At 55.5% G+C, this 14,349-nt stretch carries 11 protein-coding genes; 7 read left to right on the top strand and 4 right to left on the bottom strand.

Features of this window, described 5'->3' with window-relative positions:
• Positions 1-101: 101 nt before the first annotated feature.
• A complete protein-coding gene (locus HRQ60_RS18900; RefSeq protein WP_172198798.1) occupies positions 102-1,184 on the top strand; it encodes an FAD:protein FMN transferase in 1,083 nt (360 codons plus the stop codon).
• Positions 1,185-1,334: 150 nt separating this feature from the next.
• Here HRQ60_RS18900 and HRQ60_RS18895 read toward each other — a convergent pair whose 3' ends face one another.
• Positions 1,335-3,245, bottom strand: coding sequence for a bifunctional 2',3'-cyclic-nucleotide 2'-phosphodiesterase/3'-nucleotidase (locus HRQ60_RS18895; protein WP_172198795.1), 1,911 nt, complete (start codon positions 3,243-3,245; stop codon positions 1,335-1,337).
• Positions 3,246-3,639: 394 nt separating this feature from the next.
• Between HRQ60_RS18895 and HRQ60_RS18890 the strand changes: the two genes are divergently transcribed.
• The 4 genes from HRQ60_RS18890 to phnE (HRQ60_RS18875) all read left to right on the top strand — a co-directional run bounded on the left by HRQ60_RS18890 (position 3,640) and on the right by phnE (HRQ60_RS18875) (position 7,234).
• Entirely contained in the window at positions 3,640-4,596 is a 957-nt protein-coding gene (locus HRQ60_RS18890; protein WP_172198792.1) for a phosphate/phosphite/phosphonate ABC transporter substrate-binding protein, read from the top strand.
• A gap of 201 nt (positions 4,597-4,797) precedes the next feature.
• Positions 4,798-5,589, top strand: a complete 792-nt coding sequence (gene phnC, locus HRQ60_RS18885) for a phosphonate ABC transporter ATP-binding protein (protein ID WP_172198924.1) — start codon at positions 4,798-4,800, stop codon at positions 5,587-5,589.
• Positions 5,586-6,440 carry a phosphonate ABC transporter, permease protein PhnE gene (phnE, locus tag HRQ60_RS18880; RefSeq protein ID WP_246281403.1) on the top strand — a complete coding sequence of 285 codons (855 nt, stop codon included), beginning with the start codon at positions 5,586-5,588 and terminating at the stop codon, positions 6,438-6,440. The genes phnC and phnE (HRQ60_RS18880) overlap by 4 nt, the downstream gene beginning before the upstream one ends.
• Positions 6,437-7,234: a phosphonate ABC transporter, permease protein PhnE gene (gene phnE, locus HRQ60_RS18875; RefSeq protein ID WP_172198789.1), complete on the top strand. Its 798-nt coding sequence runs from the start codon at positions 6,437-6,439 to the stop codon at positions 7,232-7,234. The genes phnE (HRQ60_RS18880) and phnE (HRQ60_RS18875) overlap by 4 nt, the downstream gene beginning before the upstream one ends.
• 87 nt (positions 7,235-7,321) lie before the next feature.
• On the opposite strand, the gene HRQ60_RS18870 is transcribed toward phnE (HRQ60_RS18875), so the two are convergent.
• The 3 genes from HRQ60_RS18870 to HRQ60_RS18860 all read right to left on the bottom strand — a co-directional run bounded on the left by HRQ60_RS18870 (position 7,322) and on the right by HRQ60_RS18860 (position 11,684).
• Positions 7,322-8,797, bottom strand: coding sequence for an alanine/glycine:cation symporter family protein (locus HRQ60_RS18870; protein ID WP_172198786.1), 1,476 nt, complete (start codon positions 8,795-8,797; stop codon positions 7,322-7,324).
• Positions 8,798-8,989: 192 nt separating this feature from the next.
• Positions 8,990-10,216: an ATP-binding protein gene (locus tag HRQ60_RS18865; RefSeq protein ID WP_172198918.1), complete on the bottom strand. Its 1,227-nt coding sequence runs from the start codon at positions 10,214-10,216 to the stop codon at positions 8,990-8,992.
• 112 nt (positions 10,217-10,328) lie between these two features.
• Positions 10,329-11,684 (bottom strand): RtcB family protein, encoded by a 1,356-nt coding sequence (locus tag HRQ60_RS18860; RefSeq protein ID WP_172198915.1) that lies wholly within the window; start codon positions 11,682-11,684, stop codon positions 10,329-10,331.
• A gap of 647 nt (positions 11,685-12,331) precedes the next feature.
• Here HRQ60_RS18860 and HRQ60_RS18855 point away from each other — a divergent pair.
• On the top strand, positions 12,332-13,087 hold the full coding sequence (locus tag HRQ60_RS18855) for an MBL fold metallo-hydrolase (RefSeq protein WP_172198783.1): 756 nt from the start codon (positions 12,332-12,334) through the stop codon (positions 13,085-13,087).
• The gene (locus tag HRQ60_RS18850; RefSeq protein ID WP_172198780.1) at positions 13,084-14,178 is read left to right on the top strand and encodes a M24 family metallopeptidase; all 1,095 of its coding nucleotides are present in this window, start codon (positions 13,084-13,086) and stop codon (positions 14,176-14,178) included. Before HRQ60_RS18855 ends, HRQ60_RS18850 begins: the two co-directional genes overlap by 4 nt.
• Positions 14,179-14,349 lie beyond the last annotated feature (171 nt).

The following is a 14,349-nucleotide window of genomic DNA, read 5'->3' as shown; positions in this document are numbered from 1 at the left end:
TGGATCGCTGCCTGGAGTATGATGAATGTGAGGCGTTTCACAAACCTTTGTCGAAAAGACAGAAGGGTGAAAGCCCATTCTGACAGGACGGTGACTTGAAGATGCGAAAATCTACGGGAAAAATGATAAAAATGGCGGCTGCCGCTGTGCTTCTCACTACGGCATTAAGCGGGTGCGGCCAAGAGCCGGCCAAGACGGCCCAAGCGGCGCAAACCGAACAGGCTCAACCTTTGTCGGCGACTTTTTACGTATACGATACGGTAGCGACGATCAAAATCTACGACGAAAAAGCGACCGAACAGCATATAGACGAAATTCGCGACCTGCTCGGCAGAATCGATCTGGAGCTCAGCCGGACGAACGAAAAAAGCGATCTGTACAAAGTGAACGCCGAAGCCGGAAAATCAGCGGTCAAGGTCTCCCAGGGAACTTATGATGTTGTCAAAATGGCTCTAGCCTATGCGAAAGATACCGGTGGACTGATCGATCCGTCGATCGGTCCGCTGATCAATCTGTGGGATATCGGTCACGAAGGCGCCCAGGTTCCTGCCAAGACCGATCTGGGCAAAGCGCGCAGCCTGACGGACTACCGCAGCGTAACGCTCGATGAAGCCAACCGCACGATCAAACTTGAAAAAAAGGGCATGGTCCTCGACCTGGGTTCGATCGGCAAAGGGTATGCGGCCGACCAGGTGTCCGCTTATCTGCATGACCACCAGCTGGACAGCGCATTGATCAACCTCGGCGGCAGCAGCATCATAGCCGTCGGCGGCAAACCGGGCGGCGCGGATTGGAATGTCGGTCTGCAGGACCCGGACAAGAATCGGGGCAGCCAGCTCGGCACGATCCAGATCAATGACGAGACCATCGATTCGTCGGGCGTGTATGAACGCTTCTTTATCCAAGACGGGGTGCGCTATCACCATATTCTGGATCCGCGTACCGGTTATCCGACCCAGAACGGCCTGAAAAGTATCACGATTGTCAGCGACAAAGCGACGGATGCCGATGCCCTGTCCACCGCCGCTTTTGTGATGGGACTCGAAGACGGGATGGCCTATATCGAGCAGCAGCCCGGTGTGGAAGCCTTTTTCATTATGGACGATAACCAAATCCATGCGACCAGCGGACTCAAAGAACGCATCAAGCTCAGTTCCGCCATTTACCGGATGGCGGACGAGTAAACGCTTTTCTCGTCCGGCTGCGAATTCTCTGTTCCATTCACAGGCATACGCCGTTCCTGTCCAGCCCAAAAAAAGAGCCCGTTTCGCGATTTTGCGAAACGGGCTCTTTTTCAGTTGTCGGGCGATCTATGGAATCGGGAGGGGCGTAGGTTATCTCCCGCCCAGGGCGGACACTTCGACGTCAAAGCGGGCGAAGCCCCCGTCCGCCATACCGGCGAAAACAATCCCCGAAGGCAGTCCGTTTGCGCGTGCGTCCGGCGACGAAAGCAGCTGGACTTTCAATCCGGCCGGCACGCCGGTCAGCTTCCAATTGTGATCCGCCGTCGGCGCCAGAGAAGCGGAGCTGCGGATATAATCGGTCAGAATCTGCCGATTCTCGTCCGGCGAAGCGAGGATGATCCGCTGTCCGTCGGGATTGGCGACCGGCGTGGAGAATGCCCGATAGTTATTGGTCGCAATCACGAAGCGTTCATCCGCTCCCACAAGACGTCCTTCGAAGCGAAGATCGCCGATCCGCGAAGCTTCCGCGTGCAGCAGCTCGCAGGAAGCCGAGTACTTGGCCGGCTGCGAGATATCGATCGTATACGAAACCCCGTCGATAATATCGAAGTTGAACGACGGGAAATCCGGATCGATCAGACTCTGACCGTCCCCGCCCTGCGGATCGATCCGAAGAAACAGACCCGCGGCCCATTCCAGCCATTCCCTGATCTCCGCTCCGGTCAGCAGCAGGGCGCACAGGGTATTGGGATAGTTGTAGAGATCGGCGATATGCTTGACTGCAAGCGGCCCCGCCGGAATATTCGTATAATACGCCGGACCGTAGCGTCCTCCCGTCTTGAACGGCGCGCCGGCCGCCAGCACCGGAAGTCCTTCATACGGCGTACCCCGCATTTCTTGCTGCAAATACCAGCGCTGCGCGTCGTTGACGATCTGCACCGAAGCGCTGTCCGAGACCAGCGCGAAGAAACTGTCGATCGGCTCCGTCGACTCGCCGACGGCGGTGCGGATATAGGACAGCGTGCCCGCATGCGCTTCGCTCAGCGAATCCGCCACCTGTTCGTCTGTCCGCACCCGTGCCGCCGCTGCGGTCGCATCGTAGACCGGACGCGCTTCGGCGCGGCCCTTGGTCACGTTCCAGCTGCCGCCGGTCCATTCCAGTTCCAGATCAACGACGCCGAGATGGTCGCCCGCATACCCCGCTTCGACCGCCGGAATCCCGTTGATCGTGCCCTGAACCGGATCGACCCCTTCTTTGCCCGCAAAAGCCGGTCCCGGAAAAACTTTGTGCGCATGCCCGAACAAAATAACGTCGATGTCCGGAACCCGGCTCAGATGAAGCACCGCATTTTCCGTCATCGGCGCTTCTTCCACTTCTTCATAACCGCAGTGGGCGAGCAGGATCACCAGATCCGCTCCTTGCGCTTTGAGCTTCGGTACGAACGTTTTGGCCGATTCCACCATATCTTTCGCTTTCAGACGGCCTTCCAGATTGGCTTTGTCCCAGTTCATGATCTGCGGAGTCACAAGGCCGATCACTCCGATCTTGATCGGATGAACGCCGCCCTGCTCGTCTTCGATGGTGCGTTCGAGCAGCAGATACGGCGGCAGATAATGCGGACTATTCACTCCTTCTTCCCCGTCCAGATACAAGTTGGCGTTCGTATAGGGAAAAGCCGAACCTTTCAGTGCCTGCCCCAGATACTCCAGCCCGTAATTGAATTCGTGGTTGCCGAGCGTCGCCGCATCGTAGCCGAGACTATTCATCGCTTCGTACACCGGATGGATCCGCCCGGTCCGGTCCAGAATGCCGCCGGACGCCACATAATCCCCCATGGGATTGCCCTGCAGCAGATCGCCGTTATCGAACAGCAGCACGTTTCTGCACTCCGCTCTCGCCTGGCGAATCAGGGCTGCCGTCTGCGCGAATCCGTAGTCCAGCACGGGACGATCTCCGTAATAATCATAATTCATCATATGAACATGCAGGTCCGTCGTTTCAAGCACTCTGAGGCTCGCTTTAATACTCAGTTTACTCTCCTCCAGTATGTAAGATTTCATTCCACGGTTTTTCGTTTGGATATTTTTTGAAATTTTTACCGTGACTTTTTCAGATAAAACCCGTGCAATTTTCGTTTTTTGTGATATTATCTTTGGTGAAGCTTTATTTACCGGTGGTAGTTAAAGAAAAAGCAAAACATTAACTAACATTGGATGCTTGATCGTTCGCTTATTTGAGCTGTCAGACAAAGCGTTTCCCATTTTCCCGGCTTGAATAGGATGACACTTCGGCGTGTTTTTCGCAAGGGACGGCTTTCGGTTTTACATGGTTTTAACAAAAATCGCGTTCCAACTTTACTCATCCCGAGGAAAATGCTGGTACACTTCTGTTTGTCGGCTTCGAGCCGCGAGCATGCAACACACATAACCAACCAAACCTGAGGGGGAAAAGATTTTGTTCAAAAAAGTACTTACGATCTGCATGTCTGTAGCAATTACGGCGAGCCTGGCAGCATGCGGAAGCAGCAATAACGCTTCGGGCGGCACATCCACCGACGAAGGCAAGACGGCAGAAGGCTACGCGCCAAAAGAACTCACCGTACAATTCGTTCCTTCGCAAAACGCGGAGACGCTGGAAGCCAAAGCAAAACCGCTTGAAAAACTGCTCGGCGACAAATTGGGCATTCCCGTAAAAGTCAGCGTCTCTCCCAACTATAATACGATCATCGAAGCCATGTCCGCGAAACAAGTCGATGTAGGCTTCCTGCCTCCAAACGCTTACGTACTGGCTCACGATGTAAGAAAATCGGCCGACCTGCTGCTGCAAGCCCAACGTTACGGCGTTGAAGAAGCAACCGGCGCACCAACCGAAGAGAAAGTCGACTTCTATAAGTCCCTGATCCTCGTGAAAAAAGATTCCGGAATCAAAACGCTGGAAGATCTGAAAGGCAAGAAAATGGGCTGGCAGGATGTAACGTCTTCCGCCGGTTACGTATTCCCTGCAGCAGCCATGATCAAAGAAGGTCTTGATCCGGGCAAAGACGTCGAAGGCGTAACGCTCAAAGGTCACGACCAAGCGGTACTGGCTCTGCTGAACGGACAAGTTGACGCGGTTGCCGTCTTCCAGGATGCCCGCAACACAGTCAAAGGCGACGTGCCGGACGTATTCGACAAAACGGAAATCCTGTTCTCGACCGACCCGATTCCGAACGATACCGTCAGCGTACGCAGCGACATGACGGACGAATGGAAAACGAAAATCTCCGACGCCTTCATCGCACTGGGTGAAGATCCGGAAGGTCAAAAAATCATCAACGACGTGTACACACACGTAGGTTACGTAAAAGGCGACGACGCCAACTTCAAGATTGTTCGCGAATCCGCAGAAGCCGTCGGCCAAAAGATCGAATAGGTTTAAGTCTTCACCGCTTCATCGGCACTATGGTATACTTTCGGTAAAATCGATTTGAACGCGTTCATCCGGGTTCTCCATGCAGCGCCGCTTGCGGTTTTCACAGCCGCAAGCGGCGCTGTGCGGCGTTTGGAGCACGCGTAAATTCAACCGGTTCGCTTCTGCGGGTCAGAAGATCGAAATCGGAGAAAGCGGGCAATGATGATTGAATTCAAAAATGTAGTCAAGCAGTATCCCAACGGCACGATCGGCCTCAACAATATTAACCTGAAGATCAACGAGGGCGAATTTGTCGTGATCGTCGGTCTGTCGGGTGCCGGCAAATCGACGCTGCTGCGTTCGATCAACCGTCTGCACGATATCAGTTCCGGCGAGATTACGATCGACGGCAAGTCGGTAACCCGGGCGGGCGGCAAGCAGCTGCGCCGGATCCGCCGTGATATCGGCATGATCTTCCAGAGCTTCAACCTGGTCAAGCGCGCAACCGTTCTGCGGAACGTGCTGTCGGGCCGCGTCGGCTATCACTCCACGTTCAGCACCATGTTCGGCTACTTCCCAAAAGAAGACACCGAGATTGCACTGGACGCGCTCAGCCGCGTCAATATTCGCGAGAAAGCGTATATCCGCGCCGATCAGCTCTCCGGCGGCCAGCAGCAGCGCGTCTCGATCGCCCGCGCTCTGGCGCAGAAACCCAAAGTCATTCTGGCCGACGAACCGGTCGCGTCGCTGGATCCGCTGACGACCCGCCAAGTCATGGACGATCTGCAGCGGATCAACCGCGAACTGAAGATCACCACGATCGTCAACCTGCACTTTATCGATCTGGCACGTGAATATGCAACCCGCATCATCGGTCTGCGTGCCGGCGAAGTCGTATTCGACGGTCCCGTCTCCGAAGCGACCGATGCCAAGTTTGCCGAGATTTACGGCCGTCCGATCCATGAAGACGAGCTGCTGGCGGCCGAGGCTGCAAAAGGAGGCGTGACCGTATGACGCCTGCTCCTACGCCGGAATCGGCGGAAGTGGGCGCACCGCCTCCTCCGCCTTCCAAAAAACCGGCGCCGACTCTGGACTCGAAAGGCCCTCAGCGCTACAAGGCGCTTCTTACCTGGCTGCTGTTCCTTATCGTACTGATCGCCTGTTTCTATCAGGTCGATGCGAATTTCTTTGATTTGTTCAGCGCCAACGCGCGAGACAACGTAAACCGGATTCTGGGCGAAATGGTCCGACCGGATTGGAGCTATGCCGAAGATATCTGGGAACCGATGATCGAAACGGTACAAATCGCGATTGCGGCGACCGTGATCGGATCGATCCTGGCCGTTCCGGTCGCCCTGCTGGCCGCAACCAATGTCATTCCGAAAAAAATCGTCAGCATTCCGGTGCGCATGGTGTTGAACCTGGTTCGGACCATTCCCGATCTGCTGTTCGCTGCGATCTTCGTTGCCGTATTCGGCATCGGCGCATTCGCCGGTATGCTCGCACTCGTTTTCTTCTCGTTTGGCCTTGTAGCCAAATTGACGTACGAAGCGATCGAAGCGATCGATCCGGGTCCGCTTGAAGCGATGACTTCCGTAGGCGCCAACAAAATTCAACTGATCGTATTCGGCGTAATTCCGCAGGCGCTGCCTTACTTCTTCTCGTATGTGCTGTACGCGTTCGAAGTCAATGTACGGGCGGCTGCCGTACTCGGCTTCGTCGGCGCCGGTGGTATCGGTCTGCATCTGGATCAGCAGCTGAACTCGCTGCGTTATGACCGCGCATCGATCATTATTCTTCTTACGCTTGTAATCGTCCTCTTGATCGATTACGCCAGTACTTACCTACGGAGGAAATTGCTATGAATCAGACCGTTCCTTCCAAATCGCGCAGTCCGATCATCCGCAACTGGCTGGTCGGGGTCGCTCTGATCCTCCTGTTCATCTGGTCGCTATCGGGACTCAAATTCGAAGGCATCCAGGAATACGGCGTTCAGGTCATGGCTTCGATCTGGGAAGGCTTCACCCATCCCGATTGGGACTATGTCTACCTGCCGGAAGGCGAAGATCTGCTGCGAGGCCTGCTGGAGACTTTGACCATCTCTATTCTGGGCACGTTTATCTCGGCCTTCCTCTGTATTCCGTTCGCCTTCTGGGCATCGGCCAACATGAGCCGTCTGAAAGTCATCTCCGGCAGCGGCAAGTTCGTGCTGACGGTTATCCGGGTCTTCCCGGAAATCATCATGGCGATCCTGTTTATCGTCGCGGTCGGTCCCGGCGCATTTGCCGGCGTACTGGCGCTTGGCGTCCACTCGATCGGCATGCTTGCGAAGCTGTATTCCGAGACGATCGAAGCGGTCGACGACGGCCCGCGCGAAGCGCTGCAGGCCTGCGGCGCAAGCAAGCTGCAGGTACTGCGCTTCGCCGTTCTGCCGCAGGTCATTCCGCAGTTCATCTCGTACGCCCTGTACCGCTTCGAGATCAATATCCGCTCCGCGACCGTTCTGGGTCTCGTCGGCGCGGGCGGGATCGGAACTCCGCTGCTCTTCGCGCTTCAGACCCGCAACTGGAGCCGTGTCGGCGTGATCCTGCTCGGCATCGTCGTCCTGGTCATCCTGATCGATCTGATCTCCGGCTGGCTCCGCCGCCGCATTATCTAATCCGCTAAGCGGTTGACCGATTGGTATGCTCAACACAAAGCCCCTTCTTCGCCAACAGCGAAGAAGGGGCTTTTTACGCTTACTCTTTTACTTTTGCATATCCGGTTGACCTGCTGTCGAACTAGGCTGGACCGGATTGATCTCATGCCAAATCTCCGCATTGCGTATCCCGAGCGCTTCCGGATCGAAGACCGGATCCAATCCTTCTTTCTTCTGACGCTCATAGTCTTTGAGTACTTTGAGCGCAGGCTTGGCCAGCAGCAGAATCGCAATCACATTCAACCAGACCATCAAGCCGAGGCCGATATCTCCCAGCGTCCATGCCAGCGCCGCCGTTTTGACCGCTCCGTAATAAGTCGCGCCCAGCAGAACAACTTTCAGCACCATACCGGGCCAAAACAGCTTTTTGCCTCTGAACAGATAGGCCAGGTTGGTCTCCGCAATATAGTAATACGCCATGATCGTCGTAAAAGCGAAGAAGAACAAAGCGATCGCGACGAATCCTGCACCGAGTCCCGGAATCACTGATTCGATCGCCGCCTGCGTATAACCGGCTCCTTCTTCGACGCCCGGCAGGAATTCGACGATAAATCCTCCGTTTCCGTCCGCGACATTATACATGCCGGTGAACAAGATCATGAACGCAGTTGCCGAACAGACCAGCAGCGTGTCGATATATACGGAAAAAGCTTGCACCAATCCTTGTTTGGCCGGATGGGAAACTTCAGCGGCTGCAGCCGCGTGAGGCCCGGTTCCTTGTCCCGCTTCATTGGAGTAGATCCCCCGTTTGACTCCCCACGCAATCGCAGAACCGATCAAACCGCCAAAAGCAGCATCGGAAGCAAAAGCACTGCGGAAAATCAGACCAAACACATCGGGGATTTTATCGAAGTTCATGACGATGATGACAGCCGCCATCAGCATGTAGGCGATCGCCATAAACGGCACCACGATTTCCGCTACTTTCGCAATACTGCGAACGCCTCCGAATATAATAACCGCAAGCAGTACGACCACTACGATTCCCGTTACCCAAGTCGGAATTCCGAACGCGTTATTCATACCCACGGCGATCGAATTGGATTGGACGCCCGGCATCAGCAGGCTCATCGCCAGAAGCGCCGCAAGAGCGAAGATCAGCGCAAACCATTTCCAGCCGATCCCTTTTTCTATGTAATACGCAGGTCCGCCCCGGTACAGTCCGTCCTGTTTTACTTTGTATACCTGGCCGAGCGCCGATTCCACATAAGCGGTTGCCGCTCCGATAAAGGCGATTGCCCACATCCAGAACACCGCCCCCGGTCCGCCCAACCCGATTGCCGTTCCGACGCCCGCAATATTCCCTGTTCCGACACGGCCCGACAGTGCGATACTCAAAGCCTGAAACGAAGACACTCCCGCAGCCGAACTTTTGCCATGAAACATCAATCGGATCATTTCTCCAAAATGCCGTACCTGCATAAAACGAGTCAGAATCGAAAACAACAAACCTACTGCCAGACACGTATAAATGACCGGCGTACTCCAGAGCACTGCTGACAACCCGTTAAAAAACTGTTCCATAGAATGCCTCCACTCTCTCTTTTTCTGCTTGCTGCCCAGCCTTTACGACGCATTATAGGCAAGAAAAAAAAGAATGACAATACATATGGGAGCTATATTTTCATAAGAAGATATGATTTTCGCAAAAAAACACTCACTAAAACAAAATTAGTGAGTGTTTTTCATGTTTTCACGGGTGTATGACAGGTTAGATTACAATTGGAAGCCGATTCCGCCGTTTTGGCCGTCCATCCAGCTTCCTTTTTTCTCTTTGCTCAGTTCTCCGTTCATCGACCGAACGATCGCGGCCATGTCCGCCGATCCCCGTTCGTTCCAATCCAGAGCAGCCGATACATACAGCTCGCCCAGCTGTGCCATACTGAATCCCTGGGTCAGCGATACGGCACGGTCCATTTCTTCCTTCGAGACGAACTCCAGCAGCCCGCGGCGTTCCAGGAACACGCGGCGCAGTTCCGCGTCCGGCAGCTTGATTTCATACGAACGGTCGAAACGCCCCGCCCGGTTCATCAGGCCAGGATCGATCTTGTCCGGATAGTTGGTCGTGCCGATCAGGAAGATGCCTTCTTTTGACGTTGCGCCGTCCAGCGTATTCAGGAAGAACGAGCGTACGCCCTGCGGCATGGAGTCGATATCTTCGATCACCAGAACCATCGGCGCAAGCCGGGCAGCCGTCTCGAACACTTCGTGTACGGATACACTCGACGTATATTCCGTGATCTGCCAATAAGCGGCCGGGCCCTGCACGCTGCCGGCAATCGATTTGACCAGCGTCGTCTTGCCGTTGCCGGGACGGCCGTACAGCAGAATCCCCCGTTTGAACGGCAGATTGTGCTTGCGGTAGAAGCTCCGGTCCGAGGCGAAGAACTGATCGAGCGACCGGTAAATTTCTTTTTTGAGCGGCTCGGGCAGGATAACGTCGTCCCGCGATACCGCACGGGTGATCGGCTCGCTTTCCCGCTGCATGCCGTTATTCGTATCGGTAAAGACCGTAATGCGGTCTTTGTCTCGATTGCGCTGACGGCTGCGTACCCCGCTGAGGAAAGAGCTGATGGCTTCGTCGCCCGTCGCAAATACAAAATCTTCGCTGTAAATGCCGTGCTGACGGAACATCGGGATACGCGCCAGCGCTACGCCCTGATCGGGATACACGAATACATTGTTGCGGATAGCCGGATGAATCGTGTACTCCGGCGTGCTGCTGTCTTCGTCGTAAGCGAATGTCCGCCCTTCGATACCTTCGTAGATCCGGCCGGCACACTCCACTTCGGGAGCGCCCTTTTTGACATCTTCTTCAAGCAGCTCCCAATAATCGTGGTTGCCGTCGTCGCTTGCGTACAGCGTGTACGTCAAGCCGTATCGTTCCTCGAGCATACTTTCGATCCCGCGGGTCACACGGGCGTAAGATTCATATTCGGCCATATTTGGATTGCCCGGTTCGTAAGCGACAATCACGCGTTCTTGAGCGGCAGGGATCACCTGCCCTCCGCTCGGCAGATCCTGATTTGACCGTACTTTGACTTTGTGTTCCATATTAAACTTTTGCTCCTTTCACTGCCGCAAGCGGTCTGCATTTGGCGACGACGGAAGCGAGTCCCGCTCCCGTAACGCTGCCGACAATCCGATCGACGTCTTTGTAAGCCTGCGGAGATTCATCCAGAATCACGCCCAGCGAGTTATGATTGACGATCACTTCTTCTTCGGTTCCGACTTTCAGAGCGGCTTCGAATTCATCCACGGTCACCGACTTTTTGGTTGCGGTACGCGAACGGATTCGTCCGGCACCGTGACAGATCGAATGATAATTATCCATCCCGCCGGGCAGGCCGGCCATGATGTAGGAAGCCGTTCCCATTGAGCCGGGAATAAGCGCCGGATGGCCGGTATCCCGGTAAATGGCGGGATTATCCGGATGGCCGGGCGGCAGCGCCCGCGTCGCTCCTTTTCGATGGACGAAATAGTCGCGTTCGCCGTGCCGTTCTTCCCAAGCGTAATTGTGCATCAAGTCGTACAGGATATTCATTTCGAACTTGGAACCGAATACGTCGAGGAACGCTTCGCGGATCGCATACGCGATCAGGTGGCGGTTGACTACCGCGACGTTGAGCGCCGAAGCCATCATGTCCGTATAGCGGCGTCCTTCCGGGGAATCCAGCGGCGCGAAGACCAGTCTCGGATCATCTGTCCCCAGACCAAGCCGCGTCATGGCGCGTGCCGCCATCGAAGTGTAGTGCTGGCTGACCATCGCTCCCCAGGCGCGCGAGCCCGAGTGGATCATGACCACAACCTGGCCGTCGCGCAGCCCCCATTGTTCGGCGATCGCACGGTTTTCTTCCGCGATCTCGATATATTGAATTTCCGCAAAATGATTGCCGCCGCCAAGCGTTCCCAGCTGGCGCAGTCCTTTGACCCAGTAGTTGTCCGACACCGCGTTCAACTCTTCCGGATCAAAAGCAAATCGAGCATGCTCCACATGGGTCAGCGAAGGCGAACGTTTGGCGGACACGCTTTCCGGCAAATATTTGCTGGGCAGTCCTTTGAGTCCTTTTTGCACGATATGGTCCATCCGCAGATCGGAGAACGCGCCGCGCTTGTGCGCTTCCATCGGCAGATATTTTTCAATCCGGTTGACGAGCTTGCGGCGCAGCCGAAGATCCTGAATATCGCTGCGGTGCAGATTGGTCAGATGGACTCTCATCCCGCAGCCGATATCGCTGCCGACGATCGACGGAGAGACCATTCCGCCTTCTTGGTCCCAGACCGCCGTTGTGCCGATACACGTTCCGACGCCTACATGAACATCCGGCGTATAGCCCATATAACGGATACCGGGAATCTGCAGGTTGCGCCCGGCCATCTCGAAAATCCGGGGATCGAGTCCCGCGTACATCTCTTCATCCGCGTATACATGCACGCTGCCGCTGGGCAGCCGTACTTCACGGTAATAAGTTTCGGCTTCCGCCGGAGTCTTCAGCAGGTGTTGATTTATAGGGTTTAAAATAAAAATCCATTCCTTTCTATTTGGACAAATCGGGAGGTATACAGGTAAAAAAGCATAACAAAAAGCCGCGAACTCTCGTCCGCGGCTATGCCGGTCGGGCCTGAACGATTGACGGGAATTCCCGGCTGCCGCGCCCCTCCGTCAATCGAAATTGACCGGAAAACATCAGCAGACCGCGAAGCCGCGACCCGTTATCCTGTTCAGGTAAACCCTGCACAGAAAAGAATCGGCGGCACCGAAATAGTCAGACCAAACCGCACCCGTCGAGGACAGGCAGAACGAAAGAATGTTGTTCGATTGTCAAATGAGCTTTCAAACGGTTAACGACGATCATTGCTGCCATCCTCCTTTGCCAAATAGTAAACTTATCATAGCTTGTCTTTATGAAAAATGTCAACCCTGATACTGGAAGCACGCTGTATTTTTGGCTCCTCTTCGCTTCATGGTCTATAATAAAAAGCGTAAACTCCGTACGAACAGGTGCGGCGCGATAACCGAAATTCAGAGGAGGTGCGGCCGGTCATCCGGCGATACTCATGAAAATTACAGCGGGAATAACAGATCTGGCATTGACGCTGGACGGAGGAACGGCAAATAGGTTCCATGCGGCCCTGCTTGCCGACGAAGACGGGTTGACGCTGGTCGATACGGGACTGCCGGGCATGTTCGGACAGTTGGAACAGCATATTCGCCAAGCCGGCCTGGAACCCGAATCGATCAAACGCCTCATATTGACCCATCAGGATGCCGATCATATCGGCACGCTGCCCGAACTGCTGCAGCGGCTGCCGCACGTCGAAGTATGGGCGCACGGGGACGAACGTCCGTATCTCGAAGGCGAGAAGCCGCTGATCAAAATGCAGCCGGGGCACCTTGAGAACATACCGCCGGAGCGGCGCGAGCCGATCCGGAACATGCTGGATGTCCTCGTTCCGGGCCGCGTGACAAGAGTGTTGGAACATGGAGAACAGCTTCCGCTGCAGGGCGGGCTTCGGGTGCTGCATACGCCCGGACATACGCCGGGGCATACGCCGGGGCATATCTCCCTCTACGTCCCGCACGACAAACTGCTGATCGCGGGCGATGCGCTGCGGATCGCAGACGGCGAACTGGCACTGTCGGAACTGCGTTTTACGCTGGACATGGACCAGGCCGCCGCTTCGCTGAATCAACTGTTGGAACTCGATATCGAGCGGGTGCTGTGCTATCACGGCGGACTGTTCGAAGGCGATGTACACGGCAGTTTGCAAAAAATCATAAAAAGATCATTTACGGGAGTGGATAAAGAATGAACGATCACCGCTGGACACAGCTTAGAACCCATATGGAGCAGCAGTCGCTTGAAGGCGTACTGATTACCGATCCGAAACACGTCGGCTACCTGACCGGATTTTTCTCCGATCCGCACGAGCGGTTTCTCGGACTTGCGGTTCCCAAGCACGATGAACCGTTCCTGGTCGTGCCGGCACTGGATCTGGAAGCGGCCAAAGCCCAATCTTCCGTTGCGCTGATTCGTACCCACAGCGATACCGATGATGCGTACGCTCTGCTGCAGGGCTGGATCGGCGGTATTTCGGGTGCGTTCGGCATCGAAAAAGATCATCTGTCGGTCGCCCGGTTCGAACGTCTGAACGCGGCGCTTCAAGCTTCGAACTACGCCGATGTGGGCGGTGTACTGAGCGCGCTGCGCGCCGCCAAAACGCCGGAAGAAATCGAAAAGCTGCGCCGGGCGGTCCATTTGATCGAAGCGGTGCTGACCGAAGGAATCAAGCATGTGCGCGTGGGCGTCACCGAAATCGAGATCGTGGCCGAACTGGAATATCAAATGAAGAAACTCGGCGCCCAGGGCCCTTCGTTCGATACGATGGTGCTTACCGGCGACAAAACGGCGCTGCCGCACGGCAATCCGGGTCAACGCAAAATCGCGGCCGGCGATATGCTTATGTTCGATATGGGCGTCTATCTGGACGGCTATGCGTCGGATATTACCCGCACCTTCGCCGTAGCCGAACGTCCGAGCGACGAGTCGGTCCGCATCTACGAAACGGTGCTTGCCGCCAACCTGGCCGCGATCGCGCACACCCGTCCGGGCGTCACGCTCGCTTCGGTGGATGCGGCCGCGCGCGAAGTCATCGCCGAAGCCGGATACGGGCCGTATTTTATGCATCGCCTGGGGCACGGATTAGGCATGGATGTGCATGAATATCCGTCCGTGCACGGGGCCAACGAAGAACTCGTGACGGAAGGTCTGTGCTTTACGGTCGAGCCGGGTATTTACGTGGCAGGCGAATGCGGCGTCCGAATCGAAGACGATGTCATCGTAACCGCGGACGGCGTGGACGTATTGACGACTTTCCCCAAAGAATTGACCGTAATAGGCTGACGTTGCGTTAAGCCAGGCCCGGATCTTAAAGCGGCAAAGCAAAGAGGCCTCCCGATAAACCGGGAGGCCTTAACGTGTCGAGAAAGGTCTGCTTCCAAGTGAAGCGAGGAGGCGGAGGGAGAAATTCAGTGTAGGAACGATAGTGTTCGCCTTTGTGGTGCAAGTTCATCC

The organism is Saccharibacillus qingshengii (assembly GCF_013185195.1).
Lineage (GTDB): Bacteria > Bacillota > Bacilli > Paenibacillales > Paenibacillaceae > Saccharibacillus > Saccharibacillus qingshengii.
This window is presented reverse-complemented; position numbering and strand designations above follow the sequence as displayed.